This window comes from Streptomyces sp. SYSU D01066-1 (assembly GCF_054956795.1).
Genome location: NZ_JBUDHV010000052.1, coordinates 1 through 24,769 on the forward strand (window position 1 = coordinate 1; position 24,769 = coordinate 24,769).

At 74.5% G+C, this 24,769-nt stretch carries 18 protein-coding genes and 1 pseudogene; 16 read left to right on the forward strand and 3 right to left on the reverse strand.

Features of this window, described 5'->3' with window-relative positions:
* Nucleotides 1-340, forward strand: a 340-nt coding sequence (locus tag ACY1JF_RS30245; RefSeq protein WP_462708462.1) for a transposase, incomplete at its 5' end; no start/stop codon positions are given.
* A 39-nt stretch (nt 341-379) separates the two neighbouring features.
* On the opposite strand, the pseudogene ACY1JF_RS30250 reads toward ACY1JF_RS30245, so the two are convergent.
* A pseudogene (locus tag ACY1JF_RS30250) lies at nt 380-823 on the reverse strand (IS5 family transposase); the annotation flags it as partial.
* Nucleotides 824-1,103: 280 nt separating this feature from the next.
* Here ACY1JF_RS30250 and ACY1JF_RS30255 point away from each other — a divergent pair.
* The 3 genes from ACY1JF_RS30255 to ACY1JF_RS30265 all read left to right on the forward strand — a co-directional run bounded on the left by ACY1JF_RS30255 (nt 1,104) and on the right by ACY1JF_RS30265 (nt 4,375).
* Nucleotides 1,104-2,459 (forward strand): nitrate/nitrite transporter, encoded by a 1,356-nt coding sequence (locus tag ACY1JF_RS30255; protein ID WP_462708463.1) that lies wholly within the window; start codon nt 1,104-1,106, stop codon nt 2,457-2,459.
* Between the two features lie 98 nt (nt 2,460-2,557).
* The gene (locus ACY1JF_RS30260; protein WP_462708464.1) at nt 2,558-3,712 is read left to right on the forward strand and encodes a uroporphyrinogen-III synthase; all 1,155 of its coding nucleotides are present in this window, start codon (nt 2,558-2,560) and stop codon (nt 3,710-3,712) included.
* A 96-nt stretch (nt 3,713-3,808) separates the two neighbouring features.
* Nucleotides 3,809-4,375, forward strand: a complete 567-nt coding sequence (locus ACY1JF_RS30265; RefSeq protein WP_462708465.1) for a CGNR zinc finger domain-containing protein — start codon at nt 3,809-3,811, stop codon at nt 4,373-4,375.
* A gap of 204 nt (nt 4,376-4,579) precedes the next feature.
* On the opposite strand, the gene ACY1JF_RS30270 is transcribed toward ACY1JF_RS30265, so the two are convergent.
* Entirely contained in the window at nt 4,580-5,272 is a 693-nt protein-coding gene (locus ACY1JF_RS30270; protein ID WP_462708466.1) for an SCO4225 family membrane protein, read from the reverse strand.
* A 191-nt stretch (nt 5,273-5,463) separates the two neighbouring features.
* Between ACY1JF_RS30270 and ACY1JF_RS30275 the strand changes: the two genes are divergently transcribed.
* From ACY1JF_RS30275 to ACY1JF_RS30295, 5 genes are all read left to right on the forward strand, one after another.
* Nucleotides 5,464-6,051 carry a sigma-70 family RNA polymerase sigma factor gene (locus ACY1JF_RS30275; protein WP_462708467.1) on the forward strand — a complete coding sequence of 196 codons (588 nt, stop codon included), beginning with the start codon at nt 5,464-5,466 and terminating at the stop codon, nt 6,049-6,051.
* A gap of 41 nt (nt 6,052-6,092) precedes the next feature.
* The gene (locus ACY1JF_RS30280; protein ID WP_462708468.1) at nt 6,093-6,887 is read left to right on the forward strand and encodes a zf-HC2 domain-containing protein; all 795 of its coding nucleotides are present in this window, start codon (nt 6,093-6,095) and stop codon (nt 6,885-6,887) included.
* A 59-nt stretch (nt 6,888-6,946) separates the two neighbouring features.
* Nucleotides 6,947-9,325: a HelD family protein gene (locus ACY1JF_RS30285; RefSeq protein ID WP_462708469.1), complete on the forward strand. Its 2,379-nt coding sequence runs from the start codon at nt 6,947-6,949 to the stop codon at nt 9,323-9,325.
* 340 nt (nt 9,326-9,665) lie between these two features.
* Nucleotides 9,666-11,084: a malic enzyme-like NAD(P)-binding protein gene (locus ACY1JF_RS30290; protein WP_462708470.1), complete on the forward strand. Its 1,419-nt coding sequence runs from the start codon at nt 9,666-9,668 to the stop codon at nt 11,082-11,084.
* Nucleotides 11,085-11,403: 319 nt separating this feature from the next.
* Nucleotides 11,404-11,685, forward strand: a complete 282-nt coding sequence (locus ACY1JF_RS30295; protein WP_004987462.1) for an HU family DNA-binding protein — start codon at nt 11,404-11,406, stop codon at nt 11,683-11,685.
* A gap of 152 nt (nt 11,686-11,837) precedes the next feature.
* Here ACY1JF_RS30295 and murA read toward each other — a convergent pair whose 3' ends face one another.
* Nucleotides 11,838-13,184: a UDP-N-acetylglucosamine 1-carboxyvinyltransferase gene (gene murA / locus ACY1JF_RS30300; RefSeq protein ID WP_462708471.1), complete on the reverse strand. Its 1,347-nt coding sequence runs from the start codon at nt 13,182-13,184 to the stop codon at nt 11,838-11,840.
* Nucleotides 13,185-13,438: 254 nt separating this feature from the next.
* Here murA and ACY1JF_RS30305 point away from each other — a divergent pair, with 254 nt between their 5' ends.
* The 7 genes from ACY1JF_RS30305 to ACY1JF_RS30335 all read left to right on the forward strand — a co-directional run bounded on the left by ACY1JF_RS30305 (nt 13,439) and on the right by ACY1JF_RS30335 (nt 24,758).
* Nucleotides 13,439-14,008 (forward strand): YqgE/AlgH family protein, encoded by a 570-nt coding sequence (locus tag ACY1JF_RS30305; RefSeq protein WP_462708472.1) that lies wholly within the window; start codon nt 13,439-13,441, stop codon nt 14,006-14,008.
* A gap of 30 nt (nt 14,009-14,038) precedes the next feature.
* A complete protein-coding gene (locus ACY1JF_RS30310) occupies nt 14,039-14,323 on the forward strand; it encodes a DUF3039 domain-containing protein (protein ID WP_189419969.1) in 285 nt (94 codons plus the stop codon).
* 1,744 nt (nt 14,324-16,067) lie between these two features.
* Complete coding sequence (locus tag ACY1JF_RS30315) at nt 16,068-17,696, forward strand: beta-N-acetylhexosaminidase (RefSeq protein ID WP_462708473.1); 1,629 nt, start codon at nt 16,068-16,070, stop codon at nt 17,694-17,696.
* A gap of 231 nt (nt 17,697-17,927) precedes the next feature.
* On the forward strand, nt 17,928-18,821 hold the full coding sequence (locus ACY1JF_RS30320) for an FAD binding domain-containing protein (RefSeq protein ID WP_462708474.1): 894 nt from the start codon (nt 17,928-17,930) through the stop codon (nt 18,819-18,821).
* Nucleotides 18,818-21,205 (forward strand): (2Fe-2S)-binding protein, encoded by a 2,388-nt coding sequence (locus tag ACY1JF_RS30325; protein ID WP_462708475.1) that lies wholly within the window; start codon nt 18,818-18,820, stop codon nt 21,203-21,205. Before ACY1JF_RS30320 ends, ACY1JF_RS30325 begins: the two co-directional genes overlap by 4 nt.
* Nucleotides 21,202-23,517, forward strand: a complete 2,316-nt coding sequence (locus ACY1JF_RS30330; RefSeq protein ID WP_462708476.1) for a xanthine dehydrogenase family protein molybdopterin-binding subunit — start codon at nt 21,202-21,204, stop codon at nt 23,515-23,517. Before ACY1JF_RS30325 ends, ACY1JF_RS30330 begins: the two co-directional genes overlap by 4 nt.
* A gap of 563 nt (nt 23,518-24,080) precedes the next feature.
* On the forward strand, nt 24,081-24,758 hold the full coding sequence (locus tag ACY1JF_RS30335; RefSeq protein ID WP_462708477.1) for an SUKH-4 family immunity protein: 678 nt from the start codon (nt 24,081-24,083) through the stop codon (nt 24,756-24,758).
* The last annotated feature ends 11 nt before the right edge of the window (nt 24,759-24,769 follow it).

Below are 24,769 nucleotides of genomic sequence, written 5' to 3' on the forward strand. Positions count from 1 at the left end.
ACGGGTCCCCCGCGTCGGCCCGGGACGGCCCCGAGTGCGGCCCGCCCACGTGCTGGGCGACAAGGGCTACAGTTCCCGGGCCATCCGCACCTGGCTGCGGCGGCGCGGCATCGGCCACACCATCCCCGAGCGGGCCGACCAGGTCCGCAACCGACTCCGACGCGGCAGCCGCGGCGGACGACCGCCGGCCTTCGACAAGCAGCTCTACAAGCAGCGCAACGTGGTCGAACGCTGCTTCAACCGACTCAAGCAATGGCGCGGCATCGCAACCCGCTACGACAAGACCGCCGAGTCCTACCAGGCAGCCGTCACCCTCGCATCACTCCTGATGTGGGCGTGACATTTGAAGACGCCCCCTAGGGCCTGTATCGGGTCGTGATCACTGAGTGGCTCGGGTGAGGTCCTTGATCCAGATCATGGAGGCGCGGAGGTGGAGTCCGGCGAGGTGGCTCTCAGGGGTTTTGTCATAGCGGGTGGCGATCCCGCGCCATGCCTTGAGCTTGTTGATCAGGCGCTCGACGGTGTTGCGTTCTTTGTAGAGCTCGGCGTCGTGAGTGACGGGCCGGCCTCCGTGCCGGCCCTTCCTCTTCCGGTTGGCCGCCTGGTCCTTCTTCTCCGGGATGACCGCCTTGATACGGCGTTTACGCAGATGGGCACGGTTGCCGCGAGAGGAGTAAGCCTTGTCCCCGGCGACCGCGTCCGGCCGGGTGCGAGGACGCCCGACGAGCCCACGGACACGCACTTTGGCGAGCACGGGGATGAACTGGGGGCTGTCCGCAGCCTGGCCGGCGGTCAGGAGCAGGGCCAAGGGCCGGCAGCGGCGGCGGAGGAGCCGGGGTGGTGCCGGCCGGCGCTGGAGCGCCCGGCGCCGATGCCGAGTCCGGCCGGGGGCTGGCGGTGGTCGAGGGGCTCGCGGCCCGCGTCACCGCGCGGAGGGAGGGTAACGGCAAGTCCGTCCGGGCCGAGCTGACGGGCCCGGACCTCTCACCCCTGCCCCCCGCGGGGTGAGGGCAACGTTCCCCACCGGTCACCCACAGCCACAGCGCCGAAACGCGGCCTCCCTACCTTCGGAAATCCGAAGCCCGGAGGAGCGTGGAGGCGTCATGGCAGCAGGAGGCCGCTGGATCGAGCACTGGGATCCCGAGGACGAGTCGTTCTGGCAGCGGACCGGAGCGAGGATCGCCAACCGGAACCTGTTCTTCTCCGTGCTCTCCGAGCACATCGGGTTCTCGGTGTGGACCCTGTGGTCCGTGCTCGTGCTCTTCATGGGGCCGGAGTACGGGCTCACCCCCGCCGACAAGTTCCTGCTCACGTCCGTGGTGACGCTGGTCGGCGCCGTCGTCCGGGTCCCCTACACCTTCGCCGTCGCCGTCTTCGGCGGGCGGAACTGGACGGTCGTCTCCGCCGGTCTGCTGCTGGTGCCGACCGTGGCCGCGTTCGTCGTCATGGAGCCGGGGACGTCCTTCTCGACCTTCCTCCTCGTCGGCCTGCTGGCCGGCATCGGCGGCGGCAACTTCGCCTCCTCCATGACCAACATCAACGCCTTCTTCCCGCTCCGGAAGAAGGGCTGGGCGCTCGGCATGAACGCCGGCGGCGGCAACATCGGGGTGCCGGTCATCCAGCTGACCGCGCTCGCCATCATCGGGGCGAGCGGGGGGCCGCGGGTGCTGCTCGGGATCTACATCCCGCTGATCGTCGTCGCCGCCGTGCTGTCCGCGCTGTTCATGGACAACATCGCGTCCGTGAAGAACGACACCGGCGCCGCCAAGGACGCCGCCCGCGACCGGCACACCTGGATCATGTCCTTCCTGTACGTGGGGACGTTCGGGTCGTTCATCGGGTACTCGTTCGCCTTCGGGCAGGTGCTGCAGAGCGGGTTCGGGCGGACGCCGCTCCAGGCCGCCTACCTGACCTTCATCGGTCCGCTGCTCGGTTCGCTGATCCGGCCGGTCGGCGGGAAGCTCGCCGACAAGTACGGCGGCGCGAGGATCACGCTGTGGAACTACGTCGCCATGGGCGCCGCCACCGCCGTGCTCATCGTCGCCAGCATGCGGGACTCGCTGGGGCTGTTCGTCACCGCGTTCGTCGTGCTCTTCGTGCTCAGCGGGCTCGGCAACGGGTCCACCTTCAAGATGATCCCCGGCATCTTCCAGGCGAAGGCCGAGGCCAAGGGGCTGACGGGGGAGGCGGCGGCCTCCTACGGGCGGCGGCTGTCCGGGGCCTCCATGGGGCTGATCGGCGCCGTGGGCGCCCTCGGCGGCGTCGGGATCAACCTCGCCTTCCGGCAGTCCTTCCTCTCCTACGGCTCCGGCACCGGCGCCTTCGTCGCCTTCCTCGCCTTCTACGCCGCCTGCTTCGCCCTCACCTGGTCGGTATACCTTCGCCGTACGACGGCCGGCGCCCCGGACGCCGCCGCCCGCACGGAGGAGAACGCGCAGCTCAGCTACTCCAACGTGTGACGTAACACCGGTGACATACAGCCGAACCGAGCCTGTCACGAGCCGTTGGCAGGCTCGGTCGGCACGATGGGCGCAAGTGATCCGAGCGGGACGAGGCCATGGACGACGTACAGCAGCGAACCGACGACCACGGACCCCTGGCCGGCTTCACCGTCGGCGTGACCGCCGCCCGCCGGGCCGACGAGCTGGGCGCCCTGCTCACCCGGCGCGGCGCCGCCGTGCTGCACGCCCCGGCCCTCAGGATCGTGCCGCTCGCCGACGACGGTGAGCTGCTCGCGGCCACCAAGGAGCTCATCGACCAGGCACCCGACGTCGTCATCGCCACCACCGCCATCGGGTTCCGGGGCTGGATCGAGGCCGCCGAGGGGTGGGGGCTCGGCGAGGCCCTGCTGGGGCGGCTGCGCACGGTGGAGCTGCTGGCGCGCGGCCCCAAGGTCAAGGGCGCGGTACGGGCCGCCGGGCTGACCGAGGAGTGGTCGCCGTCGTCCGAGTCCATGGCGGAGGTGCTGGACCGGTTGCTGGAGGAGGGCGTCGACGGGCGGCGGGTCGCCGTCCAGCTGCACGGGGAGCCGCTGCCGGGATTCGTGGAGTCGCTGCGGGCGGGCGGCGCGGAAGTGGTCGGGGTGCCCGTGTACCGGTGGATGCCGCCGGAGGACATCGGGCCCGTCGACCGGCTGCTGGACGCCGCCGTCTCCCGCGGGCTGGACGCCGTCACCTTCACCAGCGCGCCCGCCGCCGCCTCCCTGCTCTCCCGCGCCGACGAACGCGGCCTGCTGCCCGAACTGCTCACCGCCTTCGGCCACGACGTGCTGCCGGCCTGCGTCGGCCCGGTCACCGCGCTGCCCCTCCAGTCCCGCGGCATCGACACCGTCCAGCCGGAGCGGTTCCGGCTCGGGCCCCTGGTGCAGCTGCTGTGCCGGGAACTGCCCGGCCGGGCGCGGTCATTGCCGGTCGCCGGGCACCGGGTGGAGATCCGCGGGCACGCCGTACTGGTGGACGGCGAGCTGAAACCCGTACCGCCCGCCGGGATGTCCCTGCTGCGGACGCTCTCCCGCCGCCCCGGCTGGGTGGTGCCCCGCGCCGAACTGCTGCGCGCCCTGCCCGGCGCCGGACGCGACGAGCACGCCGTGGAGACGGCGATGGCCCGGCTGCGCACCGCCCTGGGCGCCCCGAAGCTGATCCAGACCGTCGTCAAGCGCGGCTACCGGCTCGCCCTGGACCCGTCGGCGGAGACCAAGTACGGGGACGAGTAGCCACCCCGGGCGGTACGGGGGGTTCCGGCCGTCCGGGCGGGCGGGCACTGTGGGAGGACGGTTCCCCAGTCCCAGAGCCCGGGCGGTGACAGGAACATGGCACGCTTCGACACCGGACGACCCTGCCTGGACCTCCTCGCCACCGCCCATCCCGGCGAACGCCTCGACTCCGTCGACACCCTGCGCGCCTGGATCACCGGCTCCGGACTGGTCCCGCCGGGCACCCTCCTCGACCACGCCGACCACGCCTGGCTCACCGGCTTCCGCGACCTGCGCGCCCACACCGCGCGCCTGGTGCGCGACCGCCTCACCCCCGGCGCGCACCCGCACGCCCGCGCGCTCGCCCGTGTCAACGACCTCGCCCGCGCCGCGCCCCCGGCCCCCCGCGCGCTGCCCACCGAGGGCGGCGACCTCGTACGGGTGCTGACCGGGCCGCCCGAGTGCGCGGCGCTGCTCGGCGCCCTCGCCCGGGACGCCGTGGACCTGCTCACCGACCCCGCGGCCCGCGCGCGCCTGCGCCAGTGCGAGGGCGACAACTGCCCGGTCGTCTACCTGGACACGTCCCGGGGCCGCCGCAGGCGTTGGTGCTCCAGCGAGATCTGCGGCAACCGCGAACGCGTCGCCCGCCACCGACGCCGGGCCGCCGCACCGGCCCGTGCGTGACGGCCGGTTCGTGTGTGGCAACTGGTCCGTGTGTGGCGACCGGTCCGTGTGTGGCAACCGGCCTGTGCGTGACGGCCGGCCTGTGCGTGACGGCCGGCCCGTGCCTGACGGCCGGCCCGTGCCTGACGGCCGGCCCAAGTGCCGGTACGGCGCCCCCGCGGCGGTGGCCGCGGGACCAGTGCGCCCCCGCGCCCCCGAGGGCGCTCAGGCGCCGCCCGCCGGCGCCTGCGGCGCCTGCGGCAGCGGGCGCAGCCTGCGCACCAGCAGGCCCAGCAGGACCGCGTTGAACAGCCCGGACAGGGCCACGCCGGCCGAGAAGGCCAGGGTCCCGAACCAGTCGGGTCCGGCCGGGACCGCCAGCAGGGCGACGAAGCCGAGCGGAGCTGTGGCCAGCGTCGGCCAGATGCCCGCGAACCCGGGGTCCGGCGACAGGTACACGGCGTACAGGAAGAAGCCCAGCGAGGCCGCCACGAGGGCGAGGTAGCCGCGGGCGGGCCAGTTGTCCACGGCGGGGGCCAGCAGGGCGCGCAGCCGGTGCGCGCGTCCGCCGGACCAGGGCGCCGTCTGCGTCCGGGGCGCCGGCGCGGCGGGCGTCCGCTCCTCGACCAGGGCCCCCAGCACCGCGGCGTTGACGAGGGCGCACAGCACCAGCCACAGCAGCCAGAGCCCGACGGCCGGCGTCAGGGCCGCCCCCTGTGCCGCGCTGCCCGGCCCGAAGGGCAGGAACACCCCCGCGAACGACAGCGGCGCCGTGAGCAGCATGGGGTCCACGGGGAGGGGCAGGTCCGGGAACAGGAGCACGAGCAGTACGGAGACGGCGACGAGGGCCAGATAGCCCCGGGCGGGCCAGTTGCCCGCGGCGAGCGAGGCGAACCGGCGCAGGCGTGGCTTCGGCATCATCAAGTTCCCTTGTTCACACGGTGGTTGAGGTGCCCCCACTCTGGCCGCGAACGCCCGTCCGGGCATGAGTACCCGTACTCAGCACCGGAACGGCGCGCAAATCTGTCGGCTCCCTTTGAACACCTCACCCTCCCCGTCCGTACCGGATGGGCGAGCGACCGACTCGGGGGAACCCCCGGACACCGGAGGTGGGCGTGCGCAAGGATCCCGTCGTGGCCAAGGAACGCGGTACGAGGGCCCGACACCGGATGTCCGCCAGGTCCTCCCCGGAGCCCGACGAGGACCTGATGCGGGCGCTGTACCGGGAACACGCCGGACCCCTGCTGGCGTACGTGCTGCGGCTGGTCGCGGGGGACCGGCAGCGCGCCGAGGACGTCGTGCAGGAGACGCTCATCCGGGCCTGGAAGAACGCCGGTTCGCTCAACCGGGCGACCGGATCGGTACGCCCCTGGCTGGTGACGGTCGCCCGGCGCATCGTCATCGACAACCACCGCAGCCGGCAGGCCCGGCCGCAGGAGGTCGATCCGTCGCCGCTGGAGGTCATCCCCGCGGAGGACGAGATCGACAAGGCGCTGTGGCTGATGACGCTGTCGGACGCGCTCGACGACCTGACCCCGGCCCACCGGGAAGTGCTGGTCGAGACGTACTTCAAGGGGCGTACCGTCAATGAGGCGGCCGAGACGCTGGGCATACCCAGCGGCACGGTCCGCTCCCGGGTGTTCTACGCCCTGCGGTCGATGAAGCTGGCACTGGAGGAGCGGGGGGTGACGGCGTGACGAACGGTGTGCACGGGGGATTCGGCGCGGGAGGTTCGGGTATGGCTGGCCCCATGCGGGAGTCCGGGGTGCCCAGCGAGCACGAGACCGTCGGCGCCTACGCCCTCGGCATCCTCGACGAGGCCGAGGCCGCCGCCTTCGAACGGCACCTGGCCGGCTGCGAGTGGTGCGCCCAGCAGCTCGACGAACTGGCCGGCCTGGAGCCGATGATGGCCGCGCTCGCCGGTCTGCCGGGCGGCGCGGCGGGCGGCGCGGGCACGCCCGCGCTCGGCGAGTCCCTGTCCGCCCGGCCCGCGCCGCGGCTGGCGGAGAAACTCGTCGACGAGGTCGCCGAGCGGCGCGCGCGCAAGAAGCGCCGCAACCTCTACCTGGTGGGCACCGCCGCCGCGCTGATCGTCGGCGGCCCGTTCGCCGCCGTGGCGACCACCAGCGGGGACGGCGGCGGCCGCGGCAGCGAGGCCCGGCCGAGCGCCGGACCCGCCCAGGAGGCCTTCGGCGACATGACCGACCGGGTCAGCGCCACCGACCCCGCCACCCAGGTCAGCGCCACCGTGGCGGTGGAGGAGAAGGCGTGGGGGACGCACGCGGTCCTGGAGCTGAAGAACGTCAAGGGACCGGAGAAGTGCGCCCTGATCGCCGTGGGGAAGAACGGCGAGCGCGAGACGGTCACCTCGTGGTCCGTCCCGGAGTGGGGGTACGGCATCCCGGACGCCACCACCGCCAAGGCCAAACAGCCGCTCTACGTGCACGGCGGCGCGGCCTTCCAGCCGAACCAGATCGACCACTTCGAGGTCATGACCTTCGGCGGCGAGCGCCTGGTCGAGGTCGACGCGTAGCCTCACCGGCCCCCTTCGCGTACGGTTGACGGCTGCCCAGCACGTCAGAAGGGGGCCCGGTGGCCGCACAGGCGCAACAGGATTCGGCCGTCGACTCGGACAGGGACGCCGTACGAGACGATCCGGTACGGGACGACTCCGACTCCGTACGAGACCGAGAGATCAGCGGGGAGCAGGCGCACCTGGACCGGGTGTACCTCCGGCTGGAGGAGAAGATCCACGAGGCGGAGTTCCTCATGGACGACGCCGCCCGGCGCGGCCAGGTGGGCACGCCCGGCGCGCTGGCCGAGCGGGACGCCCAGGTCTTCCGGGCGGGCGTCCACCTCAACCGGCTGAACAACGAGTTCGAGGACTTCCTCTTCGGCCGGATCGACCTGCTGCGGGGCAAGGACGGCGAGAAGGGGCCGGACGGCGCGTACACGGCCGTGGAGCCCGCCGAGGGGGCGGTGCGGCCGGACGGCACCGCCGACATCGCCGAGACCCTGCACATCGGCCGGATCGGCGTCCTGGACGCGGAGTACGCCCCGCTGGTCATCGACTGGCGGGCGCCGGCCGCCGCGCCGTTCTACCGGTCCACCCCGGTCGCCCCGGGGCGGGTCGTGCGCCGGCGCGTCATCCGCTCCAAGGGGCGGCGCGTCCTCGGCGTCGAGGACGACCTGATGCGCCCCGAGATCACGGCGTACCTGGACGGCGACGAGCTGCCCGTGGTCGGCGACGGCGCCCTGATGGCCGCCCTCGGCCAGGCCCGCACCCACACCATGCGGGACATCGTCGCCTCCATCCAGGCCGAGCAGGACCTGGTCATCCGCGCCCCCGCCGCCTCCGTGACCTACGTCGAGGGCGGCCCCGGCACCGGCAAGACCGCCGTCGCCCTGCACCGGGCGGCGTACCTGCTCTACCAGGACCGGCGCCGGTACGCGGGCGGCATCCTCATCGTCTCCCCGACCCCGCTGCTCGTCGCGTACACCGAGGGCGTCCTGCCCTCCCTCGGCGAGGAGGGCCAGGTCGCCATCCGCGCCATCGGCTCCCTGGCCGACGACGCGTCCGGCGCCGGGGCCACGCTCCACGACTCCCCGGCCACCGCCCGCGCCAAGGGCTCGGTCCGGATGCTGAAGGTGCTGCGCCGGGCCGCGCGCGGAGCCCTGGAGCCGGACGGTTCACCGGCCCGGCTGCGGGTCGTCGCCTTCGGGCGCCGGCTCGAACTGGAGGCCGAGGAGCTGGCGGAGATCCGGCGCACCGCGCTCGGCGGCACCGCCCCCGTCAACCTGCTGCGCCCCCGCGCCCGCAGGCTGCTCCTGGACGCCCTGTGGGCCAAGTCCGGCGCCGCCGGCCGGCACACCGACCCGGAACTCGCCGCCGAGCTGCGCTCCTCCTTCGACGAGGACGTGACCGGCGAGGACCCGTTCATCGCCTTCCTCGACGCCTGGTGGCCGGAGCTGACACCGCGCTCGGTGCTGGCCGCCATGGCCGACGAGAAGCGGCTGGGCCGCTGGGCGCGGCGGGTGCTCACCCCCGGCGAGGTGCGCAAGGTGGCCCGTTCGCTGCGGCGCGAGGGGTACTCGGTGCACGACGTCGCCCTGCTCGACGAGCTCCAGGCGATCCTGGGCGCCCCGGCCCGCCCGCGCACGCGCCGCGAGCTGGACCCGCTGGACCAGCTCACCGGCCTGGAGGAGCTGATGCCGCGGCGCGAGGAGACCCGGCGGGAGCGGGCCGAGCGGCTGGCCGAGGAGCGCGCCGAGTACGCCCACGTCATCGTCGACGAGGCGCAGGACCTCACGCCGATGCAGTGGCGCATGGTCGGCCGCCGCGGCCGGCACGCCACCTGGACGGTGGTGGGCGACCCGGCCCAGTCCTCCTGGTCCGACCCGGACGAGGCGGCGGCGGCCCGCGACGAGGCCCTGGGCAGCAGACCCCGCCGCCGCTTCGAGCTGACCGTCAACTACCGCAACCCCGCCGAGATCGCCGAACTGGCGGCCAAGGTGCTGGCCCTGGCCATGCCCGGCTCCGCCTCCCCGCGGGCGGTCCGCTCCACCGGCGTCGCCCCCCGCTTCGCCGTCGTCCGCGGCTCCCTGCCCGACACCGTCCGCGAGGAGGCCGCGCGGCTCCTGGCGGAGGTCGACGGCACGGTCGGCGTCGTCGTCGCCATGAACCGCCGCGAGGAGGCCCGGCGCTGGCTGGCGGGGCTCGGCGTGGGGGTCCCCCCGGGCGAGCGAAGTCGAGACTGGGGGAGGGTCGTGGCGCTCGGCAGCCTGGAGGCCAAGGGCCTGGAGTACGACGCCACGGTGGTCGTCTCCCCGGCCGAGATCGCCGACGAGTCCCCGGCCGGGCTGCGCGTCCTCTACGTCGCCCTGACCCGGGCCACCCAGCGGCTCACGGTCGTCTCCGGGGAGCGGGACGAACCGGACGCGGCGGGCGTGCCGGACCTGCTGCGCGACTGAGACGGGAGGAGGCCCGCACCGGATGCCGGTGCGGGCCTCGCCCGTGCGCTTGAGTGACACCGACCCGCCATGCTCGCCTCGCGGCAAGTGGTCGCTCGTAGCGACGAAGGTTGGGCCCGGGGGCTTGGATCGGGCCGGTGCCACATCCAAGGTAACAAACGATCCCCGCGGGGTGATTCCCGTCCCCGGCATCTCTTCTCACGATCGATGAGTTCTCGTATCGTGGAAAAGGTTTTCCTGGAATGGGGGCGGCTACCGCGTACTCAGGGGTAGGTGCGACCATCGGACGGCACAACCAAGCGACACCAAGCGACACGGTAAAAAGCAGAGGAAGTCGGCCATGGCTACGGCGCCCAGCGTCTCCTACTCGATGACCATCAGGCTGGAGGTGCCCGCGAGCGGAACCGCCGTCTCGCAGCTCACCACAGCCGTGGAGTCCTCCGGAGGCTCGGTGACCGGCCTCGACGTCACGGCGTCCGGCCACGACAAGCTCCGCATCGACGTCACCATCGCGGCCGGCTCCACCTCGCACGCCGACGAGATCGTGCAGGAACTGCGCGGCATCGAGGGCGTCACCCTGGGCAAGGTCTCCGACCGTACGTTCCTGATGCACCTCGGCGGCAAGATCGAGATGGCGTCCAAGCACCCCATCCGCAACCGCGACGACCTCTCCATGGTCTACACGCCGGGCGTCGCCCGCGTCTGCATGGCGATCGCCGAGAACCCCGAGGACGCGCGCCGCCTGACCATCAAGCGCAACTCCGTCGCGGTGGTCACCGACGGCTCGGCCGTCCTCGGCCTCGGCAACATCGGCCCCAAGGCCGCGCTCCCCGTCATGGAGGGCAAGGCGGCCCTGTTCAAGCGGTTCGCCGGCATCGACGCCTGGCCGATCTGCCTGGACACCCAGGACACCGACGCGATCGTGGAGATCGTCAAGGCGATCGCCCCGGGCTTCGCCGGCATCAACCTGGAGGACATCTCCGCGCCCCGCTGCTTCGAGATCGAGGCCCGGCTGCGCGAGGCCCTGGACATCCCCGTCTTCCACGACGACCAGCACGGCACCGCCATCGTCGTCCTCGCCGCCCTCACCAACGCCCTGCGCGTGGTCGGCAAGGGCATCGAGAACGTCCGGGTGGTGATGTCCGGCGCGGGCGCGGCCGGTACGGCGATCCTGAAGCTGCTGCTGGCCGCCGGGGTGAAGAACGCCGTCGTCGCCGACATCCACGGCGTGGTGCACGCCGGCCGCGAGGACCTGGTGGACGCCGCCCCCCAGTCGGCGCTGCGCTGGATCGCGGACAACACCAACCCCGAGGGCCTCACCGGCACCCTGAAGGAGGCCGTGCGCGGCGCCGACGTCTTCATCGGCGTCTCCGCCCCCAACGTCCTGGACGGCGACGACGTGGCCGCGATGGCGGACGGCGCGATCGTGTTCGCGCTGGCCAACCCCGACCCCGAGGTCGACCCCGCCGTCGCCCGCCGGACGGCCGCCGTGGTCGCCACCGGCCGCAGCGACTTCCCGAACCAGATCAACAACGTGCTGGTCTTCCCGGGCGTCTTCCGCGGCCTGCTGGACGCCCAGTCCCGCACCGTCAACACCGAGATGATGCTGGCCGCCGCCACGGCCCTGGCCGACGTGGTGACCGAGGACGAGCTGAACCCGAACTACATCGTGCCGTCCGTCTTCAACGACAAGGTCGCGGGCGCCGTGGCCGGGGCGGTGCGCGAGGCCGCCAGGGCGGCGGGGGCCACCGCCTCCTGAGGCGGTCCGGACCGCGGGCCGCGGGCCGACCGCGAGCGCCGGTTGTGAGGATCGCCACGGAGGCGGGGCGGTCCTCACCGCGCGTCGCTGGGCCGGCCTGCCCCGGCGTCCCCTTAGGGTGGGCGGCCGGGCCCGGGCAGTCCCTTCGCGTGACTCCCGTAGGTGTTCTCGCGACTCCTGCGGGTGCCGGATTGGCTTTACCGCCGCAGGTAGAGGCAGGATGCCTCCCTGGGCGCGTGGGTCCGGCGACGGACCTGCCCACCATGCGGCTACGCCGCGTGCCACGCCTCAACGGCAAGAAGAACACGGGAGTAACAACATGAACCGCAGTGAGCTGGTGGCCGCGCTGGCCGACCGCGCCGAGGTGACCCGCAAGGACGCCGACGCCGTACTGGCCGCGTTCGCCGAGGTCGTCGGCGACATCGTCTCCAAGGGCGACGAGAAGGTCACCGTCCCCGGCTTCCTGACCTTCGAGCGCACCCACCGTGCCGCTCGCACCGCTCGCAACCCGCAGACCGGCGAGCCGATCCAGATCCCGGCCGGCTACAGCGTGAAGGTCTCCGCGGGCTCCAAGCTCAAGGAAGCGGCGAAGGGCAAGTAAGCGTCCGCCGGGGGCGTCCGCGGGCCGGCCGAGCCGTCCGGCGGAGCCGCGGGCCGGCCCGGCCCCCGCGCCCCTGACGGGGCGCCGTGTCAACGCCGATGGGGCGGTCACCCGAGTCAGGGTGACCGCCCCATCGGCGTCGCGGAGGACGTCTAGCCCAGTGCCTTGCCCGGCAGTTCCACCTTCGCGCCCAGCTCCACGAGCTTCTCCATGAAGTTCTCGTAGCCCCGGTTGATCAGGTCGATGCCGTGCACCCGGGAGGTGCCCTGCGCGGCCAGGGCCGCGATCAGGTACGAGAACCCGCCGCGCAGGTCGGGGATGACCAGGTCGGCGCCCTCCAGGCGGGTCGGGCCCGACACGACGGCCGAGTGCAGGAAGTTGCGCTGCCCGAAGCGGCAGTCGGAGCCGCCCAGGCACTCGCGGTAGAGCTGGATGTGGGCGCCCATCTGGTTCAGCGCCGAGGTGAAGCCGAGCCGGGACTCGTAGACCGTCTCGTGGACGATGGACAGGCCCGTGGCCTGGGTGAGCGCCACCACCAGCGGCTGCTGCCAGTCCGTCTGGAAGCCGGGGTGCACGTCCGTCTCCAGGGCGATGGACTTCAGCCGTCCGCCCGGGTGCCAGAAGCGGATGCCCTCGTCGTCGATCTCGAAGGCGCCGCCCACCTTGCGGTAGGTGTTCAGGAACGTCATCATCGAGCGCTGCTGGGCGCCGCGGACGTAGACGTTCCCCTCGGTGGCCAGCGCCGCCGACGCCCAGGAGGCGGCCTCCAGGCGGTCGGCGAGGGCGTGGTGGTTGTAGCCGCCCAGCTCGTCCACGCCGGTGACGCGGATGGTCCGGTCGGTGTCCATGGCGATGATCGCGCCCATTTTCTGCAGGACGCAGATCAGGTCCTCGATCTCGGGCTCGACGGCCGCGTTGGACAGCTCCGTGACGCCCTCGGCGAGCACCGCCGTCAGCAGCACCTGCTCGGTGGCGCCGACGGACGGGTACGGCAGCCGGATCTTGGTGCCGCGCAGCCGCTGCGGGGCCTCCAGGTACTGGCCGTCCGCCCGCTTCTCGATGGTCGCGCCGAACTGCCGCAGCACGTCGAAGTGGAAGTCGATGGGCCGGCCGCCGATGTCGCAGCCGCCCAGACCCGGGATGAAGGCGTGACCGAGCCGGTGCAGCAGCGGCCCGCAGAAGAGGATCGGGATGCGGCTGGAGCCCGCGTGGGCGTCGATGTCGGCGACGTTGGCGCTCTCCACGTGGGTCGGGTCGAGCACCAGCTCGCCCGGTTCGTCGCCCGGACGGACCGTCACGCCGTGCAGTTGCAGCAGTCCGCGTACGACCCGCACGTCGCGGATGTCCGGAACATTGCGCAGCCGGCTCGGCGCGCTGCCGAGGAGCGCGGCCACCATGGCCTTCGGTACGAGGTTCTTCGCACCGCGGACACGGATCTCGCCCTCCAGCGGGGTTCCGCCGTGGACAAGCAGTACGTCATCAGCGCCGTTGACGGTCATGAATCTCGCGTTCCGTGGGGTGGGGCAGGGGGCAGAAGGGAAAGGGTAATCGCCCCCCGCCCCCGGGCCGTAAGCCCAGGGAGGACACAGCCGGTTCACGGCCGTGTCACAACACGGGGCGTTCCCCGCCGGACACGCGGGGTCACGGTGGCGGGCGCGCGGCGGGGCGTGCCGGGGCGCCGTCCGGGGCGCGTTCACTCCGGTGCCCCCGATCGCCTCCCCACCGCGCGGGAAGATGCGGGATCATGTCAGGCATGACCGAGGTGTCCTCGCTCACAGGGCGGCTGCTCGTGGCCACTCCCGCCCTGGCGGACCCGAATTTCGAGCGTGCGGTGGTGCTGCTCCTCGACCACGACGAGGAGGGCTCCCTCGGCGTCGTCCTCAACCGGCCCACGCCGGTCGGGGTGGGCGACATCCTGAGCGGCTGGGCGGCGCTGGCCGGCGACCCCGGCGTCGTCTTCCAGGGCGGCCCGGTCTCCCTGGACTCCGCCCTCGGCGTGGCCGTGGTCCCCGGGGACGGCGACGGCGGCGCCCCGCTGGGCTGGCGCCGGGTGCACGGCGCGATCGGCCTGGTGGACCTGGAGGCGCCGCCGGAGCTGCTGGCGCCCGCCGTGGGCAGCCTGCGGATCTTCGCCGGGTACGCCGGCTGGGGACCGGGCCAGCTGGAGGACGAACTGGCCGAGGGCGCCTGGTACGTGGTCGAGTCCGAACCCGGCGACGTCTCCTCGCCGCTGCCCGAGAGACTCTGGCGCGAGGTGCTGCGCCGCCAGCGCAACGAGCTGGCGATGGTGGCGACCTACCCGGACGACCCGTCGCTCAACTGAAGCGTGTGAGCTTCAGTACCCTTGGCGGTTATGAGCACTCTTGAGCCCGAGCGCGGGACTGGTACGGGGACCCTCGTTGAGCCGACGCCACAGGTGTCCCACGGCGACGGCGACCACGAGCGCTTCGCCCACTACGTCCAGAAGGACAAGATCATGGCGAGCGCCCTCGACGGCACGCCCGTCGTGGCGCTGTGCGGCAAGGTCTGGGTGCCGGGCCGGGACCCGAAGAAGTACCCGGTGTGCCCCATGTGCAAGGAGATCTACGAGTCCATGAGCGGCGGCGGGGACGAGGGCAAGGGCGACGGCAAGAAGTAGCTCCCGTCTTTCCCGCGGGCCTCCGCGGCGCGTGTCCCGACGCGCTCCGGGGGCCTCGCGCCGCCGGAAGAGGTTCAGACCTCTTGTGGGCGTGTCCGTGCGGTGCTTAGCCTCCATGGTGGTGTGCAGGGCGAGATCGCCATTGCGTGTGCCGCAACGCCCGCGGAGGGCCGCTGTATGAAGCTCGCCGTCGGACCGGTCCCGCCGCTCCTCGCCGCCGTCGCTGTCACCGCCACCGCCCGCGTCCCCGGCCCGCGTGGAGCGCACCCGGGTCCGAGCCGGCGGCCGGGGCGGAGGAGCGGCCCGCCGAGGACGACGGGAGCGGGGGCGGCACGGACCCAGGGGGGCGCGGGGCCGGGCGCGGGTCCCCACGGGGCCGTGCGCGACGGTGACGTCGCCGCGGGCCTTCCCGAAGCCCGCCACGGCCGCTCCGGTGGCTCCTCCTCCGCGCGGGACGGGACGACCGGCACCCTGCCGCGCGCCGCCGCCGGTCCCGCTCGCCGTGCCCTTCGGTCACCTGTGGTTGCCGGTCCCGCTCGCCGTGCCTCTCGGCCGCCTGCGACGGCCGGTCCCGCTCGCCGTGCTTTCCGGCTGCCTGTGGTTGCTGGTCCCGCTTGTCGTGCCCTTCGGTCACCTGTGGTTGCTGGTCCCGCTTGTCGTGCCCTTCGGTCACCTGTGGTTGCCGGTCCCGCTCGCCGTGCCTCTCGGCCGCCCGCGACGGCCGGTCCCGCTCGCCGTGTTCCCCGGCCGCCCGCCGCTGTCGTGGCACCAGGGGGAGGAACCGTGAGGCGTCCGTGGAGATCCGCCGCCGGGGCGTCGGCGGTACCGATCGCGGCCGTCGTGGCGTTCCCGCTGCGCCGGATGGCGTCGAGCGCGCCCCGACCGGCCGGGACGACCCGGGCCGGGCGCGTCCAGGCGGGCCGGGGAGAGCGGGCCGGGCGCGTCCCGGCCGGGGCCGTCGGCGCCGTCGCCCGACTCCTTCCGGTGGCCGTCGGCGCCCTCGCCCGGTCCCTTCCGGTGGCCGTCGGCGCCTCCTCCCGGCTCCTTCCGAGGCCCGTCGGAACAGCGGGAATTCGGCCGGCACTTCCCCGACGGCCTCGTCGTGGCCGGTGCCGACGTGGTCGTCCCGGCGCTCGTCGCGTTTCCCGCCGCGACCGCCGTGACACGATTCCGGTCCCGTTTACGGACCACCTCACCGGCCGTGTTCCCGGCGGTCCCGAGGGTGCCGGCGGAATCGCCCGTCATCCCCTTGTCCCTCCCTCCGCGGGCCCCCGCCCGGTCGAACACACCGGGGCCGCTGATCCCGCCTCGCACCGCTTTCCCGCCGCCCTTCGCGATCCGGATGTCCAGGGGTTTCGGGAAAGGCGTGCCACGGGAAATAGAGGGGCCGTGCGCCGCGACGGGAGGAGCCGGGCGGGATTTCCCCGGCGGATTCTTTTCCCGCCGCTCCCGCCGCTCCCGCCGCTCCCGCCGGCTCCGGCGGTCACCGGAGCCTTTCGCCGTCCCCGCCCGGAACGGCCCGTGTTCACCGGGCCGTTCGTCATCAGCGGCACCTCGCGCTCCGCCCCGCCGATGACACCGCCGGTCCTGTGCGCACCGGACGGCTCCGACGGGGCCGGTGGGACGGCCGCGTCCACGGCGGACGGAATTCCGGTGCCGGTCCTCCCCGTACGCGTACTCGTGCGACGACGGCCCGTCTCCGGCCTCGGCGAAGCGATGAAGGACTGAAGGGACTGAGGTGACCATGGACGTCGATCTGATCCCCGCGCCACGTGAACTCCGGCCGGGCGCCTGCGGACCGGTCCGCCTGGACCCCGGGACCCGGCTGGCGGCCGGACCCGGCGCCGAGGAGGTCGCGCGCCGGCTGCGGATGACGCTCGGCGCGGCGACCGGGCTGCCGCTCGCGGACGGCGACGGCCCGCGGCGGATCGAGCTGGGCATCGACCCGGACCTGCCGCCCGAGGGGTACCGCCTGGTCACCGGGGAGCACGCCGGGGAGCCTTCGGTGCGCATTCGGGGCGGTGACGCGGCCGGTGTCTTCTGGGGCGCGCAGACCCTGCGGCAGCTGCTCGGTCCGGACGCCTTCCGCCGCGCCCCGCTGCGGCCGGGCCGGGAGTGGGAACTGCCGGCCGTCACCGTCGAGGACGCCCCCCGTTTCCGCTGGCGCGGACTGATGCTGGACGTCGCCCGGCACTTCATGCCCAAGGACGGCGTCCTGCGCTGTCTCGACCTGATGGCCGCGCACAAACTCGACGTGTTCCACTTCCACCTGACGGACGACCAGGGCTGGCGCGTCGAGATCAGGCGGTACCCGAAGCTCACGGAGATCGGCTCCTGGCGGTCCCGCACCAAATTCGGCCACCGCGCCTCACCCCTGTGGGACGACAAACCGCACGGCGGTTTCTACACCCAGGACGACATCCGCGAGATCGTCGCCTACGCCGCCGAACGGCACATCACCGTCGTCCCCGAAATCGACCTGCCCGGCCATTCGCAGGCGGCCATCGCCGCGTATCCGGAACTCGGCAACACCGACGTCGTCGACACCTCGGCGCTCGGCGTCTGGGACACCTGGGGCATCTCCCCGAACGTCCTCGCCCCCACCGAGAACACCCTGCGTTTCTACGAGGGCGTGTTCGAGGAACTCCTGGACCTCTTCCCCTCGGAGTTCATTCACGTCGGCGGTGACGAATGCCCCAGGGAACAGTGGCGGCGGTCGGCGACCGCGAAGGCGCGGACGGCGGATCTGGGACTGGCCGGCGAGGACGGGTTGCAGGCCTGGTTCATCGCGCACTTCGCGCACTGGCTCGCCGCGCGCGGGCGGCGCCTCATCGGCTGGGACGAGATCCTGGAGGGCGGTCTCGCGCCGGGCGCCGCGGTGTCCTCCTGGCGCGGCTACCGGGGCGGCGTCGCCGCCGCGCGCGCCGGGCACGACGTCGTCGTCTGCCCCGAGCAGCACGTCTACCTGGACCACCGGCAGGACGGCGGCGCCGACGAGCCGGTGCCGATCGGGTACGTGCGCACCCTGGAGGACGTCTACCGGTTTGAGCCCGTTCCGGCGGAGCTGACGGAGGCGGAGGCCGGGCGGATCCTCGGCACCCAGGCCAACGTCTGGACCGAGGCGATGGAGAGCGTGGCCCGCGTGGACTACCAGACCTTCCCCAGGCTCGCCGCCTTCGCCGAGGTCGCCTGGAGCGCCCTGCCCGCCCCGGAGCAGCGGGACTTCGCGGAGTTCGAGCGCCGGATGACCGGCCACTACGCGCGACTCGACGCCCTGGGCGTCGACTACCGGCCGCCCACCGGGCCCCGGCCCTGGCAGCGGCGCCCCGGCGTCCTCGGCCGCCCGATCGACGGCCCGCCCCCGCGGAGGTGACGGACGGACGCGCGCGGACCGGCCGGTGACGAACGGCGAGCGGTGGACCGCGGCCACCGGCCACACCCTCCCAAAACCGCCCATCTCCCCGGTGAGGCGGGCGAATGCCTCCTAGCGGACCCCCGCGTCAGGGTGCTGCGATGATGTGCCAGAGTTGCCACGTCCGCCCTGTCAGCACGTACCGTACGGCGCACGGGCGGGACCAGTGGGACAGCGGGAAGGGGCAGCGGTTTGAGTACGCACGCACCGCAGGCGGCGCAGGTCGTCACGCTGCCCACAACACTGGACGAGGCCGTGGCGGCGCTCGCCGAGCGGCCCGCCGCCGTGCCGGTCGCGGGCGGCACCGACCTCATGGCCGCCGTCAACTCCGGTCAGCTCAGGCCCGCCGCCCTGGTGGGCCTCGGCCGGATCAGCGAGATCCGCGGCTGGCAGTACCAGGACGGCCACGCGCTGCTCGGCGCCGGACTCACCCACGCGCGCATGGGCCGCCCCGACTTCGCCGCGCTCATCCCGGCGCTGGCCGCCGCCGCGCGCGCCGCCGGGCCGCCGCAGATCCGCAACGCGGGCACCCTGGGCGGCAACGTCGCCTCGGCCGCCCCCACCGGCGACGCGCTGCCCGTGCTGGCCGCGCTGGAGGCGACCCTGATCATCGCGGGCCCGGACGGGGCCCGCCGCGAGGTCCCGGTCTCCCACCTGCTGGCCGGGGTGGAGATGCTGGGCGCGGGCGAACTCATCGGCTACGTACGCGTACCGCTGCTGCACGCCCCCCAGGTCTTCCTCAAGGCCACCGGGCGCACCGGGCCGGGGCGCGCGGTGGCGTCCGTGGCCCTGGTCCTGGACCCGGCCCGGCGCGGGGTGCGGTGCGCGGTCGGCGCCATAGCGCCCATGCCGCTGCGCCCGCTGGAGGCCGAGCAGTGGGTGGCGCAGCTCATCGACTGGGACAACAACCGCGCGATCGTCCCGGAGGCACTGGCCGCCTTCGGCGAGTACGTCGCCGCGGCCTGCATCCCGGACCCGGCCCCCGCCGAGGACGGGTCCGTACCGCAGTTGCCGCCCGCCGTACTGCACCTGCGGCGCACCGTCGCCGCGCTGGCCCGACGAGCACTGGGGAGGGCGCTGTCGTGACCGACGACCAGCAGGGAGAGGGCACGCCCCAGGGCGGCGGACGCTGGGATCCGCTGCCCCAGGGCGACTACGACGACGGCGCCACCGCCTTCGTCCAGCTCCCCGAGGGCGGCATCGACGCGCTGCTGGACGCCCACGGGGGGGCCGGCAGTCCGCTGGCGGCCCCCGGCCACGGCTTCGTGCCCCCGCAGATAACGGTCGCCCCCGCCGCGGGCACCGACCCCGCGGCCACCGGCTCCTGGACGATGCCGGCGGCACCGGCCGACGGCACGCAGTGGCAGACACCGCAGACGGGACAGCAGCCGTACGGCGGGCCGGAGGCGCAGCAGCCGTACGGCGAGGCGCGGCAGGACCCGTACGGGACGGCCGGGCAGTACGGCGCCGACCCGGGGCACGGCCAGTACGGCGCCGGCGCCCCCTACGGGGGACAGGCCGGGCACGACCCGCACGCGGGGCAGGGCGACCGGTTCGCCTACCACCCGGACGCCACCGGCCAGTGGGGCTTCGGCGAGGCCGTCGCCGCGGAGGAGACGGAGCCCGCGCCGGGCCATGACGTGACCGGGCGGTGGTCCATCCCGGTCGCCGGGGGCGACCTGCCCGACGAGTCCGGCGAGTTCACCACGTCGTCCCTGGTCGAGCAGTGGGGCGGCACCCCGCCGGCCACTCTCCCGGGCGGCGCGCCCGCCCCGTGGGCGACCCAGGCGGCGGGCCGGCCGTGGGACGAGCGGCCCGCCGAGCCGGGAGCGGAGTACGGCACCGGTCACGGTGCGGGCCACGACACGGGCCACGGTGCGGGTCACGACACGGGGCACGGTGCGGGTCACGACACGGGCCACGGTGCGAGTTACGGCGCGGAAACGGTTCAGGGCGGTGCTCCGGGGAGCGGAGAGGTGTTCCCGGAAAAGCGCCGGTACGCCGACGAGCAGGCGTTCCCGGAGGAGCGCGCGTACGCCGACGAGCAGGCGTTCCCGGAGGAGCGCGCGTACGCCGACGAGCAGGCGTTCCCGGAAGAGCGCGCGTACGCCGACCAGCAGGCGTTCCCGGAGGCGCGGCCGTTCACGGACGTACGGCCGTACGTGCGGCCTGCCGCCGAGCCGGTCGCGGACGTCGAGCCGGAACCCGAGCGGGAGCCGGAACCCGAGCGGGAGCCGGGACCCGAGCCGGAACCCGAACCCGTCGCGGAGGACGGCGGCCGTCCGGCGCGGGAGCCGGACGCGGCGCCGGGCGCGGTGGCGGACGAAGCCCAGGAGGCCGCTGAGGGCCCCGCTGGGCTCCCCGAGGCGCCCGACCCGGCCGGCGGAGCCGGAGCCGGGCCTGAGACCGCCGAGGAGCCCGTGACGCCCGTCGCCCCCGGGGCCCCGGCCGAGGGGGCACCGGACCCCGCCCACGCGTCGGCCCCGGAGCCGCCGCACGACGACACGCCCCCGGAGACGACGCCCGGAACCGTGCCGGAGACCGAAGCGGAGGCCGAGGCGGAGACGGAGGCGGAGCCCCCGGCCGAGGCCGGGACCGGGCCCGCTGCCGCCGAGGCCGACGCACAGGCCGAGGCGGATTCCGGCCCGGAGCCCGACACCGGCCGCTCCCCGCGGACCGGTCCGGCACCGGAGGCGGAGTCCCCGGCACCGGAGTCCGGGCCCCCGGCACCGGAGTCCGAACCCGCCCCGGAGCCCCCCGCGCCCGCGGAGCCCGGCGGCGCCGAGGACCCCGGCGCGCTCCACGAGGAGCACCCCCTCGCCTCCTACGTGCTGCGCGTCAACGGCACCGACCGCCCCGTCACCGACGCCTGGATCGGCGAGTCGCTGCTCTACGTGCTGCGTGAGCGGCTCGGCCTCGCGGGCGCCAAGGACGGCTGCTCGCAGGGCGAGTGCGGCGCCTGCAACGTGCAGGTCGACGGCCGGCTGGTCGCCTCCTGCCTGGTGCCGGGGGTGACCGCGGCCGGCAGCGAGGTCCGCACCGTCGAGGGCCTGGCCGCCGACGGACAGCCCTCCGACGTCCAGCGGGCGCTGGCCCGGTGCGGGGCGGTGCAGTGCGGTTTCTGCGTGCCCGGCATGGCGATGACCGTGCACGACCTGCTGGAGGGCAACCCGGCCCCGACCGAGCTGGAGACCCGCCAGGCGCTCTGCGGCAACCTGTGCCGCTGCTCCGGCTACCGGGGCTTCCTGCGGGCCGTCCAGGAGGTCGTCGCCGAGCGCGAGGCGACCGCCGAGGCCGAGGCCGGGACCGACGCGGACACCGCGGACGCGGACGAGCCGCACGTCCCGCACCAGGCGGGCCCCGGCGCGGGCGGCGCCGACCCGTCGGTGTTCGACCCGCAGGACCCGCCCGGCCCCCGTCCCCCGGACGGGTACGACCACCCCCACGGCCAGGAAGGAGGCCACGCGTGAGCAACGAGGCAGCCACCGCCCAGGCCGCGGTCACCGCGGAGACGGGCCTCGCCCCCGAGCCCGTCGCGCACGGCCTCGGCGCCTCCCTGCCCCCGGCCGACGCCCGCGCCAAGACGGAGGGCACCTTCCCCTACGCCGCCGACCTGTGGGCCGAGGGCCTGCTCTGGGCGGCCGTGCTGCGCTCCCCGCACCCGCACGCGCGCGTGCTGTCCGTCGACACCAGCCACGCGCGCGAGATGCCCGGCGTACGGGCCGTGATCACGCACGAGGACGTGCCAGGCACCCCGCTGCACGGACGCGGCAGAGCCGACCGCCCGGTCTTCGCCTCCGACGTCGTACGCCATCACGGCGAGCCCATCGCGGCCGTCGCCGCCGACCACCCGGACACCGCGCGGATGGCCGCCGCGGCCGTCATCGTCGAGTACGAGGTGCTCGACCCGGTCACCGATCCCGAGCAGGCCTTCGAGGCGGAGCCGTTGCACCCCGACGGCAACCTGATCCGGCACATCCCGCTGCGCCACGGTGACCCGGAGGCGGTCGGCGAGGTCGTCGCCGAGGGCCTCTACCGCATCGGCCGCCAGGACCCGGCCCCGATCGGCGCCGAGGCGGGACTGGCCGTCCCGCGCCCGGACGGCGGCGTGGAGCTGTACCTGGCCTCCACCGACCCGCACACCGACCGCGACACGGCCGCCGCCGCCTTCGGACTGCCGCCCGAACAGGTGAAGGTCGTCGTCACCGGGGTGCCCGGCGCCACCGCCGACCGCGAGGACCAGGGCTTCCAGCTCCCGCTGGGCCTGCTGGCGCTGAAGACCGGCTGCCCGGTGAAGCTGACCGCCACCCGCGAGGAGTCCTTCCTCGGCCACGTCCACCGCCACCCCACCCTGCTGCGCTACCGCCACCACGCCGACGCCGAGGGCCGCCTGGTCAAGGTCGAGGCGCAGATCCTGCTCGACGCGGGCGCCTACGCCGACACCTCCTCCGAGGCCCTGGCCGCCGCCGTCGCCTTCGCCTGCGGCCCCTACGTCGTCCCCAACGCGTTCATCGAGGGGTGGGCGGTCCGCACCAACAACCCGCCCTCCGGGCACGTGCGCGGCGAGGGCGCCATGCAGGTGTGCGCCGCGTACGAGGCGCAGATGGACAAGATCGCCAAGAAGCTGGGCCTGGACCCGGCCGAGGTGCGCATGCGCAACGTCCTGGCCACCGGCGACGTCCTGCCCACCGGCCAGACGGTCACCTGCCCGGCCCCGGTCGCCGAACTCCTGGAAGCGGTACGGGACTTCCCGCTGCCCCCGCTCCCCAAGGACACCCCCGAGGACGAGTGGCTGCTGCCCGGCGGCCCCGAGGGCGCGGGCGAACCGGGTGCGGTGCGCCGGGGCGTGGGCTACGGCATCGGCATGGTGCACATGCTGGGCGCGGAGGGCGCGGACGAGGTGTCCACGGCCACCGTGAAGGTGCAGGGCGGCGTGGCGACGGTGCTGTGCGCGGCGGTCGAGACCGGGCAGGGCTTCACCACCCTGGCCCGGCAGATCGTGCAGGAGACCCTGGGCGTCGACGAGGTGCACGTCGCCCCCGTCGACACCGACCAGCCGCCGGCCGGCGCGGGCTGCCGGGGCCGGCACACCTGGGTGTCGGGCGGCGCGGTGGAACGGGCCGCGAAGATGGTCCGCACGCAGCTCCTGCAGCCCCTGGCGCACAAGTTCGGCATGTCCACCGAGCTGCTGCAGATCACCGACGGCAAGATCACCTCGTACGACGGCGTCCTGTCGACCACGGTCACCGAGGCGCTCGACGGCAAGGAACTGTGGGCCACCGCCCAGTGCCGCCCGCACCCCACCGAACCGCTCGACGAGTCCGGCCAGGGCGACGCCTTCGTCGGGATGTCCTTCTGCGCGATCCGCGCGGTGGTGGACGTGGACATAGAGCTGGGTTCGGTACGGGTCGTGGAACTCGCCGTCGCCCAGGACGTCGGCCGGATCCTCAACCCCGCGCAGCTGGCCACCCGGATCGAGGCGGGCGTCACGCAGGGCGTGGGCATCGCGCTCACCGAGAACCTGCGCACGCCGCGCGGCCTGGTCCGCCACCCCGACCTGACCGGCTACGCCCTGCCGACGGCCCTGGACGCCCCGGACATCCGCATCGTCAAGCTCGTCGAGGAGCGCGACGTGGTCGCGCCGTTCGGCGCCAAGGCGGTCAGCGCGGTCCCGGTGGTGGCCTCCCCGGCGGCCGTCGCCTCGGCGGTGCGGGCGGCGACGGGGCGCTCCGTGAACCGCCTTCCGATCCGGCCGCAGGCCGCGGTGGTCACCGAGGGCTGACACGGCCGCGGGCCGCCCGCTTGCGGCCGGTGCCGTGCTCCCGCGGACCGCGTCGAGGACGCCGCGCGCCGCCTTCGGCACCGGACCCGCGCTCCGGCCCCGGTCCCGGTCCGGTCCGGCCGCGCTTTGGCCCGGCCCGCCCGCGCCCCGGTCCTGATCCGGCCCGCGCTTCGGCCCGGACCCGGTCCGCCCGTGCTTCGGCCCCGGTCCGCCCGCGCCCCGCCCGCTCCCGGTCCCGCCCCGCCCGCTCCCGGCTCCGACCCGGCCCGCCCGCGTCCCGACCCGGCCCGCCCGCGCTCCGGCCCGGTCCGCCCGCGTCCCGGCCCGCCCGGCACGGAGCAGGAGGGAGTGCCGGCCGTGTCCGTGAGCGGTCCGGGGCAACGCGCGGCGCGTGCGGCGCGTCCTGGTGGGTGAACGGACCGCGCACGCGGGGGCGTTGTCAGTGGTGCCGCGTAGTGTGCGAGGCGGTGGGAACGGCGGGGCCGGTCCCGGCCACGGGCACGCACGACATACCGGGGGAGACCATGCGCGGGGCGACGACGGGCGATATGACGACGGGTGACATGACGACGGGCGACACGACGACGACGGCGAACGGCGGGTGCGGGGGGAGCCGGACCGGCCGGTCCGCGCCGTCCTTGCTGACCCTGGTGCGCGCCGCCACGTCGGCGGAGGACCCGTCCTGGTCCCGGGGAGCCGTCCAGCGCGTGCCGGCGGGGGGCGAGATGTCGCTGCTGTGGAAGACCTCGGTGCTGATCGGCTGCCTGGCCCTGGCCGCGGGCCGCCGTACCGCGCCGGCTCCGGACCTGCCGTACCGCTTCCTCGACCGGGAGTTCGGCCGGGGCCGGGTGGTCCGTTTCGAGGAGGTCGACTTCCCGGCCTGCCTCACCCACGAGCCCACCCGCCGGTTCCTGTGCCGGACGGGGCTGCCCGAGGAGGCGTTCACCTTCCGGCTGGAGCCGGACGGGGACATGCCCCTGCCGACGCTGGCGGAGTACCACGAGGACGACGAGCGGCCCCCCGCCCTGCCCGGCGGGGCGGACCGCCTCCTCCGCCTGGGCCGCCTGGCGGACGGGGCCGCGGTGCTCGTCGACGCCACCGCGGGCACCGTCCTGGCCTGGCACCCGGCCACCGGCGCCCTCAGCACCCTGGCCCCGGACCTCCCCGCCTTCGCCCTCACCCTCTGGGCCCGGCACCGGGCGGCCCGCATGGAGACCGTGACGCGGAGCCCCCGCACCTGACCGGGGGCGCG